Source organism: Bacillus sanguinis, from assembly GCF_018332475.1.
In the GTDB taxonomy this organism is placed as follows: domain Bacteria; phylum Bacillota; class Bacilli; order Bacillales; family Bacillaceae_G; genus Bacillus_A; species Bacillus_A sanguinis.
This window is the reverse complement of the sequence record NZ_BOQB01000340.1, coordinates 1-13,643: the sequence shown is the minus strand read 5'-3', so window position 1 is coordinate 13,643 and position 13,643 is coordinate 1. Positions and strand designations below refer to the sequence as shown.

The 13,643-nt window shown below is 34.0% G+C and carries 15 protein-coding genes and 1 pseudogene; 3 read left to right on the top strand and 13 right to left on the bottom strand.

Going from position 1 to position 13,643, the window contains the following annotated elements; all coding sequences use genetic code 11:
• Nucleotides 1-30 precede the first annotated feature (30 nt).
• The 3 genes from KI369_RS25460 to sleB are packed head-to-tail and all read right to left on the bottom strand — an operon-like array spanning nt 31 to nt 2,789.
• Nucleotides 31-627 (bottom strand): YhcN/YlaJ family sporulation lipoprotein, encoded by a 597-nt coding sequence (locus KI369_RS25460; RefSeq protein ID WP_212958127.1) that lies wholly within the window; start codon nt 625-627, stop codon nt 31-33.
• Between the two features lie 26 nt (nt 628-653).
• Nucleotides 654-1,994 (bottom strand): germination protein YpeB, encoded by a 1,341-nt coding sequence (gene ypeB / locus KI369_RS25455; RefSeq protein WP_212958125.1) that lies wholly within the window; start codon nt 1,992-1,994, stop codon nt 654-656.
• 15 nt (nt 1,995-2,009) lie between these two features.
• Complete coding sequence (gene sleB / locus KI369_RS25450; RefSeq protein ID WP_212958123.1) at nt 2,010-2,789, bottom strand: spore cortex-lytic enzyme; 780 nt, start codon at nt 2,787-2,789, stop codon at nt 2,010-2,012.
• 145 nt (nt 2,790-2,934) lie between these two features.
• Here sleB and KI369_RS25445 point away from each other — a divergent pair, with 145 nt between their 5' ends.
• The gene (locus KI369_RS25445) at nt 2,935-3,267 is read left to right on the top strand and encodes a DUF3889 domain-containing protein (protein WP_212958121.1); all 333 of its coding nucleotides are present in this window, start codon (nt 2,935-2,937) and stop codon (nt 3,265-3,267) included.
• A gap of 596 nt (nt 3,268-3,863) precedes the next feature.
• On the opposite strand, the gene KI369_RS25440 is transcribed toward KI369_RS25445, so the two are convergent.
• From KI369_RS25440 to kynU, 4 genes are all read right to left on the bottom strand, one after another.
• Nucleotides 3,864-4,781: a serine hydrolase domain-containing protein gene (locus KI369_RS25440; RefSeq protein WP_212958118.1), complete on the bottom strand. Its 918-nt coding sequence runs from the start codon at nt 4,779-4,781 to the stop codon at nt 3,864-3,866.
• Between the two features lie 117 nt (nt 4,782-4,898).
• The gene (gene kynA / locus KI369_RS25435; protein ID WP_212958116.1) at nt 4,899-5,738 is read right to left on the bottom strand and encodes a tryptophan 2,3-dioxygenase; all 840 of its coding nucleotides are present in this window, start codon (nt 5,736-5,738) and stop codon (nt 4,899-4,901) included.
• Between the two features lie 32 nt (nt 5,739-5,770).
• On the bottom strand, nt 5,771-6,400 hold the full coding sequence (gene kynB, locus KI369_RS25430; protein ID WP_212958114.1) for an arylformamidase: 630 nt from the start codon (nt 6,398-6,400) through the stop codon (nt 5,771-5,773).
• Nucleotides 6,401-6,402: 2 nt separating this feature from the next.
• On the bottom strand, nt 6,403-7,689 hold the full coding sequence (kynU, locus tag KI369_RS25425) for a kynureninase (protein WP_212958111.1): 1,287 nt from the start codon (nt 7,687-7,689) through the stop codon (nt 6,403-6,405).
• A 159-nt stretch (nt 7,690-7,848) separates the two neighbouring features.
• On the opposite strand from kynU, the gene KI369_RS25420 reads away from it, so the two are divergent.
• Complete coding sequence (locus KI369_RS25420) at nt 7,849-8,460, top strand: TetR/AcrR family transcriptional regulator (protein WP_212958109.1); 612 nt, start codon at nt 7,849-7,851, stop codon at nt 8,458-8,460.
• 35 nt (nt 8,461-8,495) lie between these two features.
• Here the strand turns inward: KI369_RS25420 and KI369_RS25415 are convergent, their stop codons facing one another.
• The gene (locus tag KI369_RS25415; protein ID WP_212958107.1) at nt 8,496-8,933 is read right to left on the bottom strand and encodes an NUDIX hydrolase; all 438 of its coding nucleotides are present in this window, start codon (nt 8,931-8,933) and stop codon (nt 8,496-8,498) included.
• A 92-nt stretch (nt 8,934-9,025) separates the two neighbouring features.
• Here KI369_RS25415 and KI369_RS25410 point away from each other — a divergent pair.
• Nucleotides 9,026-9,244, top strand: a pseudogene (locus KI369_RS25410) (hypothetical protein); the annotation flags it as partial.
• Between the two features lie 50 nt (nt 9,245-9,294).
• Here KI369_RS25410 and KI369_RS25405 read toward each other — a convergent pair.
• The 5 genes from KI369_RS25405 to KI369_RS25385 all read right to left on the bottom strand — a co-directional run bounded on the left by KI369_RS25405 (nt 9,295) and on the right by KI369_RS25385 (nt 13,508).
• On the bottom strand, nt 9,295-9,540 hold the full coding sequence (locus KI369_RS25405; protein ID WP_212958105.1) for a DUF3977 family protein: 246 nt from the start codon (nt 9,538-9,540) through the stop codon (nt 9,295-9,297).
• A gap of 112 nt (nt 9,541-9,652) precedes the next feature.
• Nucleotides 9,653-11,503, bottom strand: coding sequence for a sigma-54-dependent Fis family transcriptional regulator (locus KI369_RS25400; protein ID WP_212958103.1), 1,851 nt, complete (start codon nt 11,501-11,503; stop codon nt 9,653-9,655).
• Between the two features lie 311 nt (nt 11,504-11,814).
• Nucleotides 11,815-12,156: an NIPSNAP family protein gene (locus tag KI369_RS25395; RefSeq protein ID WP_212958101.1), complete on the bottom strand. Its 342-nt coding sequence runs from the start codon at nt 12,154-12,156 to the stop codon at nt 11,815-11,817.
• Entirely contained in the window at nt 12,129-12,725 is a 597-nt protein-coding gene (locus KI369_RS25390) for a GNAT family N-acetyltransferase (RefSeq protein WP_212958099.1), read from the bottom strand. Before KI369_RS25390 ends, KI369_RS25395 begins: the two co-directional genes overlap by 28 nt.
• 12 nt (nt 12,726-12,737) lie before the next feature.
• Nucleotides 12,738-13,508, bottom strand: a complete 771-nt coding sequence (locus KI369_RS25385) for a DeoR/GlpR family DNA-binding transcription regulator (RefSeq protein WP_212958097.1) — start codon at nt 13,506-13,508, stop codon at nt 12,738-12,740.
• Nucleotides 13,509-13,643 lie beyond the last annotated feature (135 nt).

Genomic DNA, 13,643 nt, shown 5'->3' with positions numbered 1-13,643 from the left:
ATCCCCGTACAATTAAGTACGGGGTTAATTTTATTCATTCAAATGATTATTTGATTGGTCATTCTGTTCTTTTCTTAGTTCTTGTTCTTCATCTTTTGGTAATTGTTTATCATTATCTTTAATTGGATTCGTTTCTCGATTTTCAATCATGTCATTTGGAACTTGTGGCATTACTCGGCCAACAATTGCAGCTAACTCATCAAGTATACCTTCACCTGTTTTTCCTTTTTTAATTTGCTTTCCAATTTGTTTCAGTCGTTCATACGTATCAACATCTGCTACAACGACTGCATTAGCACCATCAGGATCGTTTTTCAAACTTTCTGCAACAGAGTATTTAATAGACTCCACTCGAGTTCGATCAAGTTTCGCTTTTACATCAATACCTACAATAGCATATTTGCCGAATACTACAGCTGTAGCATCATTTACACCCGGCACACTTGCGGCTAAAGATGCTAAATGGTCTGCTGCTTTTTCATTTGGCTTATTGGATTTGTTCGTATAATTAACATTTTTCGTCGAAACATTTTTTTGCTCTGGTTTTTCGTTTGGATTGTCCTTTTTTCCTATACTACATCCAGTTATAAAAAAGCAAAGCATTAACATATATATTAGGATTTTCATTATTCTCACCACTTCACTATTAAAGTTTAATCATAAATTTTTTCAACAGCTTGCATTTTCTTCACTTTTTCCTCTGCTCCACTATTTGCATTTATGAAAATTTGGTACGTATCTTTCCCTAAAGTACCTACAAATTCATAGCAAAGTACTTCATTATGCAAATCATTTACTACGACAGCTTTGCGTTCTTCCATAACTTTAACATCTGGATTGATTTTCTTTCTTGCTTCTGCTGCAGTTAGCTTCGTTGATGGAACTGTTCGTTTTTGATGTGACGCTAAATATTCTTTTGCGGAGAATCCAACGATAGAACCGTCATCTAAGGCGATTTTCATTTGGATTGCTTCTGGATAAATCCGTACGCCATTCTCATTTACTACATACGTAAATACTCCAACATTATCATATTGTGAACTGTCATAAAGTTCCATATTATTAAACTTATGGTCCTTTAAGAATTTCAAACCTTTACTTCCTGCGTCATTTAAACTAATCTTCTGTTCTTTAATTTCTCGATTATTCATAACCCAAATTGGATACCCGCCTTTTCCGGTAATATCCATATAAAACTCATTATTTGTTGCTTCATCTTTAATTTTCACACTATAAAAAGCTTCTTTCGCACCTTTTCCGCTTTTCTCAACTTCTACTTTTTCATTTCCTTTTAAATTCAAAAATGATTTTGCAATTTTCCCCGCTTCATCTTTTGAAATTGCTTTTCCTTCCGCTTCAAATCCGCCTTTTTTATTTTTTTGCGCACTTGTAAAGGTCGGTCCGAAGTTTGTAGACGAATACGATGTTACATTTTTTTCTACTGTCTTTAATCCGTCAATAATTGTATTGTCAGCAGGATCACGATTTGATGCGAGTGCCATCTCAACATCCATCCAGCGTAAATTATTTTTCAATACAAGATGTTGTACTTTTCGTAGTTCATCTTGAATGTTACCTGCGTTTGAATATAACGTTTGCAACGTTTTATATTCTTGATCATTTAGCGGTTCTTTTTCTAAATCACGAATAGCTGCTCGGTAACTAAAATCACCGATATTCGCTAAAAATTCTTCCGTTTTATTAAAAGGCATTAATGTTAAAGGGAGTTGTCCTACATCCGAACGAGCTTCAGATGTTAATCTCCATACGTCTGCTAATGCAGGTGATAAAGATGCACGTGAATTCATCGCAAGCGTTGTTCCAATTTTGTCGTGCAATAAATCAACCTCGTATGCTAAATCATGAAACGCACGTTGATAACTATTTTCTGCACGAATTAATACTGCATTCTTCTCTTGATGCTCTTTATAGCCCCAGTAACCTGTTCCAACTACACCGACTGTTAATAATACGATTATAATACCTCGTAACATAGTTCCACCTCCGCTCTATTTACAGAAAATATGTTTCCCAATCTTTTTAATTTGTGGACGAGTCCAAATCCATTTACTTGTTGCTGTATCTGGATTGAAATAATACAATGCGTTTCCTGTAGGATCCCATCCATTTAGTGCATCTAATACAGCTTTTTTCGCTGTTTCATTTGGTGTTAAATATATTTGGCCATCCGCAACTGCCGTAAAGGCTCTCGGCTCAAATATTACCCCTGATACAGTATTTGGGAACGATGCACTTGTAACACGATTTATAATAACCGCAGCTACTGCAACTTGTCCTAAATACGGTTCACCACGAGATTCTCCGTATACTGCGTTTGCCATAAGCTGAATGTCATTTTGAGAATAACCATTTGGAACATTTGTCCCTTTATTTTGAGATGGTTTATTCTCTTGTGCAGTACCACCACTATTTCCTTTATTCGTTGTCGTTCCTTTATTAGCAGTTGACTTATCATACTTCGTTGCTTTTACTAGCATTTGCTTCGTTTTAGCTCCAGCTAAACCATCAACAGGTAATCCGAATTTCTCTTGAAAATTTCGAAGTGCCCAGTATGTACCCCATCCGAAAACACCATCCACTTTTCCCGTATAAAATCCGTTATATTTCAAACGAGATTGCAGTTCAATGACATCTTCGCCAGATGCTCCTCTTTGAATAACTTGATTAGAAAATGCCTCTACATTTTTCAGTTGTATACTACTGACCATTAAAGACAGTCCTATGAACGCAAGTAAAACTGCTATTTTAAAAATAGCTTTTTGGCGCATAATTTTCCCTCCTTAATTACGGTAATGATTTCTTGGTTATGTTTTGTAAAAGCCTCGCTTTTATGTAAAGAAGACAAAAAAATCCAAACTCATATCGTTGAAAAAATATGTAAACAATATAGAAAAAGGATAAAAGGAGTTCATTATGAAGAAATTGTTTAAACGTGTCGCACTTCTCATACTGTTCATAACAACATGTTCAAATATATATGCCAGCTCATCAATTGTTCATGCACAGCCGCCGTATGCCAAATGGGGGAAACTTGCTGTAGAAAAGACGAAAGAACAATACCCAAAAGCTGAGATTATTGATTACCTTCATATTGGTAGAAAACCGAAAACCGTTCAAATAACAGTTGAAAAATTTAAATTGTGGCTACGCGAGGATGGAAAAGAATATGGCGTTTTTGTTGATGTAGAATTTGAAACGAAGACGGAGAAATTTATAAAGATGTCGTTTCAGAAGACAAGTCGGTAAAGTAAAACTTTAATGGATACGGATTCAAAATTCCCTCCATCTATAAGCACTTTCTACTATTTAAATCAAAGAAACCTCTGTCTTTATTTACAGACAGAGGTTTCTTTATATAAAAATTCAAGGAATGCTGGTATTTCATTTTCTTCTATACTGGCTATTTCACTAAAAGATTTTCCGTTCTCTAATAAAATCCCAACAATCTCCCATCCAGCAAAGTATGCTTCTCTGTAATGATTCGTTATACCTTTTCCGAAAGTAAACTTCATAGAGTATTCAGGAGAAGACTTATGTAGATAAGGATAAATTCCTGTTAAGATTTCATCTCTTACACTTTGACACGATGAAAACCAGCCTTCATATAAAAATCTAAAAACCGTGGTATCATGTTTAAAATTTCAATTTTATCCACTGGAAATCACTCCTTCACTTATTGTTTATTATTTCGTTCTTCCTATGATAAACCCTTCCAAAAAGAAATCCCCCTTTAAAAAGGAGGATTTCTTTTTGATATTAAAAATTGATTTCCTAATATTTTCAATTAGGCACGAGACGCTAAATAAGGATATCATTTTATATTCCTCATACGTGCTCTCTTCTTATATATGATTAGAATGCTCCTGTACATGTTCAACAAACAATTTCAATGGAACGAGTCCACGTTTTGGCATATGACTACTTATTACAGCAACAAGCTCTAACTGCGGAATGATAACGATGTATTGTCCGCCGTATCCCATAGCAAAATATATACAATACGGTATGTGAAATCTTTTATTATTCAATACCCACCAGTGATATCCATACGCCCCAACATGTTCATACGTTTCAAATAGAGCTGTACTTGATTCTTTTATCCATTTCGATGATACAATTTCATTACCCTGCCAATATCCATTCTGTAAACATAATATTCCGAGTTTTAATAAATCTTTAGATTTCATTTTCATACCGAAACCACCAACATATATTCCTTGGGGATCTTGCTGCCACTCATATTCGGTAATTTTTAATGGATCAAATAAATATCTTTTCGCAAACTGCTCTGTCGACATTCCAGTAGCTTCTTGAATTATATAACTAAGCAAATGCGAAGAACCTGAGTTATAATTCATTTTTGTAGCGGGTTCTTCAATTATTGGTTTTTCTAATATGTACTGCACCCAGTTTTCCGATTCTACAAAATCATTCGGAAACACTACCCCATTTCCGAACTCTTTCCAATCTTCACCTGTAGTCATCGTTAATAAATGATAAAGAGTCAAATCCCGCTTTTCCTTAGATACATTTTCAATCCACTCTGTAATCGGTGTATGTTTATCATTTATATATCCTTTATCCATTGCAATACCAATTAATATAGATACAATGCTTTTTGTAATCGAATTTATTTTATATAGATTATTTTCGCATTCTAACATTTTATAATACTCAGTTGTTAACTCACCTTTTTGATAAACAAGAAATGTATTTACTTTTTTCTTTTCAAATTTATTTTCTAGTTGCTTGAAATCCAAAACTTTACCTCCAATTAAATCATTACCTAATTTATTATATCTTTTAACTTTCATTAAAACATAGTTGTGTTCAAATAAAAAACAAACCTGCCAGTAATGAACTGACAGGTTTGTTTTTTATAATTTCGTACGAACATTCCAAAGTTCAGGGAAGAAACGTTGATCAAGCACACGTTTTAAATAAGACACACCAGAAGACCCACCTGTTCCCATTTTATGTCCGATAATGCGTTCTACCGTTTTCATATGACGGAAACGCCATTGTTGTAGCCAATCTTCGATATCAATTAATTTTTCAGCAAGCTGATATAGATTCCAATATTTTTTCACATCCGCATACACTTCTAACCATGCCGCTTCTACTGTTGCATCTTCTTCATAAGGTTGCGTAATATCACGATTTAATACATCTTTATGAATAGGGAATCCTTCTTTTATAAGTGCTTGAATTGCCACATCATACAAACTTGGTGCGTGTAGCGCTCTGTGAAGTCGAGCGTGTAATTCTGGATCTTTTTCATAAATTTTTAATGCATGCGGTGTTTTATAACCAAGCGCATACTCAATCATACGATATTGATACGATTGAAAACCTGAAGCTTGACCGAGTGAGTCACGAAACTCAATGTACTCTGATGGTGTTAATGTCGCAAGAATATCCCAAGATTGAATAATTTGCGACTGAATTTTTGATACACGTGCTAACATTTTAAAAGCTGGTTGTAATTTATCTTGTTTAATAGATTCAATTGCTGCGTTTAACTCATGTAAAATAAGTTTCATCCAAAGTTCACTTGCTTGGTGAATTACGATAAACAACATTTCATCATGATGGTCTGATAATCTCTTTTGAGAAGATAGTAAACTATCTAATTGTAAATACTCCCCGTACGTCATATTCTCTTTAAAGTCCGTATGAATTCCTTTTTCCATAATTACTTTTTCGTTTTCTTTCATATTAGCCAAACGCCCCTTTTATATAATTCTACTTATATTGGTCTAATAACTGCTCGAACTGGACTTCCATCTGCATCTGTTAAGGCAAGTGGTAATGCGATTAATTCATAATCGCCGTCTGCTACGTGATCTAGTACGACATTTTCTAAAATGTGAATGCCATGTTTAAATAATTGATGATGTGCTGCTAATTCTTTATCATCTAATGGATCAACAGATGGTACATCCACCCCGATTAAACGAATTCCCTTTTCAGAAAGAAATGGTGCGATATCAGCACGTAAATGCGGGATTACCTTTGGAAATTCATTAGCTTTACCATGTGAAGATGTGCGTAACAACAATCGTTCTACGCCTTCTAAATGAAAGATTTCTAATTCCTTTTTCCCGATGCTTTCAAGATTAGAAACGTCAATAATCCGCGTAGGTCCGACATAAACTTGTACATCTAAATCTATTACTTTTTTCCCGTCATTATCAAAATGAAATGGTGCATCAATATGGGTACCTGTATGAATACTCATCGTTAACTTTCCGACATTTACTGAGCCACTCTCTTCTTTTGACCATGAAACTTCATAAGAGAACGGTGTATCCCCTGGCCAAGTGGCAATATCATTATTTAGCGGTTGTGAAATATCAATCCACTCTGATAATTTCATGTTTATGCCACAACCTCTCGCTTATTTTCAAACTGCTTATACTCTTCATCTTTCATAATTTTCTTTAATATTTGAACAGAATGCCATACTTCTTTGTATGTGTTATATAAAGCGACTGGCGCAAGTCTTACTCCATTAGGTGCACGGAAATCAGGGATAACTCCATTCGCTTTTAACGCTTTACATATACGTGCTGCTTCTACATGCTCTAAATAGATGTGTCCGCCTCGTTTTTCATCCTCTAATGGATTGCCAATTGTAAACCCAAAATCTATTAATTCATTCTCAATTAAATTCAGCATGTATTTTGTTATATGTAGCGATTTTTCACGTAAACGTTCTATACCAGCATCTTTAAATATTTCAAGCGAACCAATTAAAGGTGCTGTACTTAATACGTGCGGAGTACCAATTTGATAAGCACCTGCATGATCAGCAGCAGTTAGTGTATGTTCCATATCAAACTGCTTATCTTTTCTAGAACTAAACCAACCCGATAATCCAGGAAGTCTATTAAAATGCTTGTTATTTACATAAAGGCCCGCAACTCCACCTGGTCCTGCATTTAAATATTTATAGTTACACCAAATAGCGAAATCAACATCCCATTCTTTGAAATGATGCGGAATAGAACCGATTGAATGACATAAATCGAATCCGATATGAATACCACGCTTATGTGCTTCCGCTGTTAAACGTTTCATATCAAGTATTTGGCCGCTTCTATATAGTACAGAAGGCAATAAAATTAACGCGATATCATCTGTCATCGCTTGAATAATATCATCTTCAGAAAGTGTTCTACCATCTCGACTCTTTACTCGTACTAAATGCTCGTCTGGATCTAATCCTTTTAAACGAATTTGGCTTTGAAGTGCATATATATCTGACGGGAATGTTAACTCATCCGCAAGAATTTTTGTGCGTATTCCTTTTGGCTCATAAAATGTCGCGATTACTTGATGAATGTTCGTCGTCGTGGAACCGGTTACAATAGTTTCTTCCGGTAAAGCTCCAATAAGAGGCGCAGTCAATTCACCTAATTTCTCTGAAAGGAAAAACCATGGATGCTCACCCTCTGTCCAACCGTCAATACCATACTCCTTCCATGAATCTAGTAACGTAAGTAACGATTTTTCTGCTCTTTTTGAAAGTAGTCCTAATGAGTTTCCATCTAAATATATTGTTCCTTCTTTTTTATAGAATTCAGTTTGAAAATCTTTCAGTTCATCATGTTTATCACATTCAAGCGCATATTTATAAGTTGGTTGAAATGGTTCTTTATACATGGTGTCACCTTCTTTTAATTTTCTTTTTATTCTAACTAATTGAAATATATCACCTTAGTTAATATAACGTCAATGATATTATGTCAGTTGACTTTATGTATGAATTTCTTTTACAATACAATTATATTTTCAGATATTTCAGTATAAAGAGGTGATTCTTTGAAAAACAGTACTCTTTCATCAAGAAAACACCGCTCCTTAGAAACAAAGAAGAAATTATTACAGGCCGGTTACGCTATTTTTATACATAACGGATTTCAAAAAACGACCATTACACAAATTATTAAACATGCAGAAACTGGTTATGGAACAGCATATGTATACTTTAAAAACAAAGATGATCTCCTCATCGTATTAATGGAAGATGTCATGAATCAATTTTATGATATTGCTGAACGCTCCTTTTCGCCTCAAACAAAAGAAGAAGCACGTAGCATGATTCAAAATCAAGTTAGAGCATTCCTACAATTAGCAGAGAAAGAACGAGCTATATTGCAAGTTGTGCAAGAAGCGATCGGATTATCAAAAGAGATACGTCAAAAATGGGACGAGATACGGGAACGCTTTATAAACAGTATTACGCAGGATATTACATACTCTCAAGAAAGTGGGTTAGCACAGCCTGAATTAAATAAAGAAATTGTAGCGCGTGCTTGGTTCGCGATGAATGAGATGTTTCTTTGGACGATTGTGAAAAATGATAAGGAAATAAACTTAGAAGAGATTGTATATACGTTAACTGAGATGTATACGGCGGGATTATATAAATAGCACACCTACAATAAGTAAGGTGTGCTATTTTACATCTATAAAAATATTTTATCTGGGTATGGTAACGCTAAAGGCGGCTTTTCAGATAAAGAGAAATATTGTAATTTTAAAGATTCACCATCTATCGATTTTAATTCGCCACTAGTAACTTCACACTCAAACACAACAACTATATATTCTACTTCATCACCATTCGGATATGTATGACGGTACTCTTCTCCTCCAAATACCCCTTTTTGTTTTTTTACTTGCACTTTCAATCCTGTTTCTTCCCAAACTTCCCGAACTACTGCTTCTTCTGGAGTTTCCCCAAGTTCAATTGCTCCAGCTGGCAAACTCCAGTATTCCCCGCCAGGATATTGAAACAAAATATCTCCCTGTTTATTTTTTATAACAGCAGCTACACTCGGCATGAATATTAGTTCATGCCCTAATTGCTCACGGATTTTTTTATAATATAGTGACATTGACATACTATTCTCTCCTAATCTATTAATAACTGTATTTTCTGATATTTATTGTATAATATTCTTAATACAAACTTCTATATAGAAAGGATAAGAACATGTCGCAAGAAAAACTTGTAAACAAGTTTCTATCATTTTTAGGTGCTACAAAACAACCTACTTGCTTAAAGTTTTTAAATGAGCTTATTAAAGCTCATCAAGAAAAGGTAAAGTGGGAAACTCTTACTAAAATAATTGACTGGGAAAAAGGTAATGAAACAGAGGATTATTTTCCTTACATTGAGACATACATAAACCGTATTACAACAAAAGGAATAGCGAGTATGAATGTAGTAATTCTAATCATAAAAACACCCCTTATTTAATTCTATTGTTTTAACCTACTTACAATTCCAACAATAAACTTATACTCAGCTCTATTTTTTCTTACTTTCTTAACCCCTTCTTTCGTATCAAAAATTAAACACGTTTTCCGAAACCACATTCGTACATATAAAGACTCAAAATAAATAGGCTTTATAATTCCTCGTTCCTCAAATTCAGTTCCATCTTTATTTTCTGTTTCTGTTCGAACAAACCACCTATTCCCAATACCGATTTCAATATATTTCACATAAATCCCCCTTTCGGAAATTAATTTCTAACTATTCTATTATTTCCCCGGTAAGCGCACATTCCGACAGAACATGAGCCCACAAAGAAAAAGTAGATTACAAAAATCTACTTTATAGCTTATATTTTTGCATTCGTTTATAAAATGTACTTCGAGGAACATCTAACAGTTTTGCAGCTAACGAAACATTTCCGTTCGTCTTTTCTAGCGCTTCAATCATGCTATCACGCTGTATTTTTTCACGAAAATTTAATGTATACTCTGTTTTATTTTCTGCTTGCAATGTAAGTTGATGTTGATTTCCCATCATAGTTTGTAATAAAAAAGAGATTTGTTTTTCGCATATTTCCCGTCCTTGCGACAAAATGTAAATACGTTCTAATACATTTAATAATTCTCGAATATTTCCGGGCCATGTATGTTGTGAAAATTGATTACAAATACTCTTTGGAAATACAACATTCCAATCTTTTTGTTCACAAAAATGTTGTATGAAGTATGGAATATCCTCTTTTCTTTCCATTAACGATGGAACATATAGCGGATATACATGTAAACGATAATATAAATCTTGACGGAATTTCCCTTCATCTACTAATCTCAGTAAATCTTTATGTGTCGCAGTAATTATACGAATATTTACTGGTACCTCTTTTGAACTACCAATTGGGGTTACTGTTCGTTCTTGTAAAACACGCAATAATGCTACTTGCATCTCTGGCGGTACTTCACCAATTTCGTCTAAAAATATTGTCCCTCCATCTGCTTGTTCGAATTTCCCTTTATATCCTTGGCGCCGCGCACCTGTAAACGCTCCTTCAGCATAACCGAATAATTCACTTTCCATTAATTCTTTCGGCAATGAACCGCAGTTAACAGCTATAAAAGGATCATTTTTTCTTGGACTATTTTCATGAATCGCTCTCGCTACATATTCTTTCCCTACACCTGTTTCACCACAAACATATACACTAGCGTCAGTTGGAGATACAAGTTTAATTTCTTCTAAAGTATGTTGAAATGCATTGCTTGTCCCAATAACTCCAGGGAAAGTAATTCCGTTTATAAATGGAGAAGTCGAAAATAAATTTCCTTGTTTATTTTCCTTTACATATACACATTTCCCGATCATTCTATCATTACTATATACTGGTACTTCTAATTTAGGTTTCAATCCATTTTGCATTAAATCTTCAAGTTTCATTCGTGACCAATTAGAAACTCGTTCTCGAACCTTCTTGCTTGCAGAAACGATAACATCTCGATGATTACAAATGACAACTTGTTCATCACTATCAATTACATCTAAAAAACGATGGATTAAATGTAGTTCATTTTGATGCACTCGAATACTACATTCACGTTCAATCGCATGTGCAATCGAAGTTACCATCCCGAGCATATACGGATGTGAAAATTCAATTGGACAGGAGAAATCTAGAACTCCAATTAATTTCCCATCATCATTATGAATGGGAGCAGCCGCACAGCTCCAGCTATGAGATGCGACAGAATAATGCTCTGTACCACTTATCATAATAGCCTCTTCAATCTGTAACGCGGTTCCTATCGCATTTGTACCAACAGCTGCTTCCGTCCATCTCACCCCTTCAATGAAGTTAATATGTTTTGCTCGTTTTAACGTTTGTTGATTTCCACTTAACGATAGAACGTAACCGTCTGGATCAATTAATAATGCCATCATTTGCAGCTCATCAATGGTTTTCCTCATAGTTTGTAATTGAGGTATTGCTATATCAAGGAAGATTTCACTCTTTTTCTTTTGATCTTGAAAAATATTAGAAGACAAAATTTTCTGACCTTTATTCATATGAGGATTCACATTTGCTTGTTTACATCGATGCCATGACTCTGAAATTCTTTCGTTCATACGGTTCGAATCAAGGACTCCTTCATCAACAAACTTTTTCCATGTATGTAAGTAAAACGGTGAAGCTAACATTGTATCATCTCCCTATTCATTATTTTGGAGATTTATAAAAACATACTTTTATTATAAAACTGAATAAAAGCGTTTTCAATAAAACTAGAAAGACGACACAAATATGTTAATGATTAGCATATATTAATAAATTTCTTTATTCTTTTTTAGTAGAACTATATTTTGTATAATGGACGCAAAGAAAATACATAACCAAAACCACTTTTGCGGATTGCCGTCTATAAAGAAAACTATTACAGCTATGGCAAATAAAATGCTGGATGCTAAACTACAATATAATTTTGTTTTCATTCTCATTATCCCTCACTCCTCTATCGCTTTATAGTGCATACTAACTCTTCATTTTTTAACTCTACTATGTACTTTTGAAAAACATATTCTCTTCCGCCATGTTTTTCATACCAATCATGTATTCTTTTAATATGTATCTCGTCACTTCTAATTTTCGCTTCAATTTCTTTATACTGTTCATAACTATCATATTCCCATATGGCGAATATTTCTGTTGTACCATCATTATTATCTTTCATCCAGCGTCCTATTAGCCTGGAACCATGATTTAACTGGTTTGGTAAGTTCGTGTTAGTAAAGTGCTCATTAAATATTTCTACAAATTCATTCTTTACTATATAGTACTTTCTTCTGTAAAACATTCCACTACACCTCTTTTATGAAATGTATGAATAAACTTTCCCATTACTACCGTATTATAATACTTCCCATCAGACAGTCTTTTATCATTTTTCAAAATACCTTCTACTTCAAAACCTAATTTTTTATAAAGCTGAATGGCTTTTTCATTTTTCTCTAACACTTGTAATGATATCTTTTTTACTTCATTTTCATTAACCCACTGAATAGATTGTTGCAAGAGACTCTTACCGATTCCATATCCCCAAAACTCTCTTAAAATACAAACGCCAAACTCTACTTTATGAGATAATCTTTTCAAATTTGATCCTTCACATCTTGAGAATCCTACGATTTGGTTGTGCACTTCTGCAACTAAAAACAAATTCTTTTTCTCTTCACTATCTATTTTTATTATTTTTTGAAACCCTATCTTATCTATAAATCCCTCTCCAGCTTCTCTATCCATATTTTCAGTTTCTCCATCGATCTGAACTCTAATTTCCGATAACTGCTCAGCATCTTTCTCAGCTGCAGAACGAATTGTATAAGTTAATCCATTTATATGAAACTCTTGTTCTTTTATAATCATTTTAAACTCCTTTTAAATGAGATCTATTGACGCTGTTATAATTTCTTTACCTTGTTTCTCAAATTGTTGAATTGTTTCTTTACTAGCCTCTTCATCTGTTATAATTAGGTCAATTTCTATTAGTGACTCTCCTTTAATAAAGCAATCTATTCCAAGTTTAGTATGCGGAGCTAAACAAATGTTTCTTCTAGCAATTTTACTTACTGTTTTTCCAAAATAAGCAACTTCTGGCGTCGCAGTACTTATACCATTCAATGAAATGCCGCCACCTGTAGAGAAATATAGATCAATAGATAATCTATTGATCATTTCAGAGGCAATTGTATCTGTCATATTTCCTGATGGTTTCACCTTTCCACCAATTAAATACGTTTCTACATTCTTATACTCCATTAACTTACTAGCAATTTCTAAAGCATTCGTAATCACTGTAAATGATGTTTCAGGTAAATACTTTAACATCGCATAATGAATAGATGCCCCACCAATAAAAACGGAATCTCCTTCTTGTATGTAGGATGCAGCAACTTTCGCAATCGCTTCTTCACCTAGTGAACTATCACGATAACCTTTTAATGGTTCAGCAGTTAAATTCCTTACTCTAGTAAGTTCGATTGCACCTCCATGTGTTCTTTTTAACAAGCCATCCTTCTCCATAATAGATAAATCTCTTCTTATAGAATCAATGGACATATCGAAACTTTCCGCAAGATTTTTGGCAATTACCCTTCCATCTTTCTTAAGTAACTCTAAAATTTTCTCTCTACGCTCTTCAGTAAACATGTACCCACCGCCGTTATTGAAGATTCTGAAATTTCATCCTTATTTTAATTATATGCATGTCTCTTCCGTTTTACAATATTTTCAATTCTTATTCACTCCGTTTTATTTAGCCTTTTCCCTCTTTCTACTCTATTA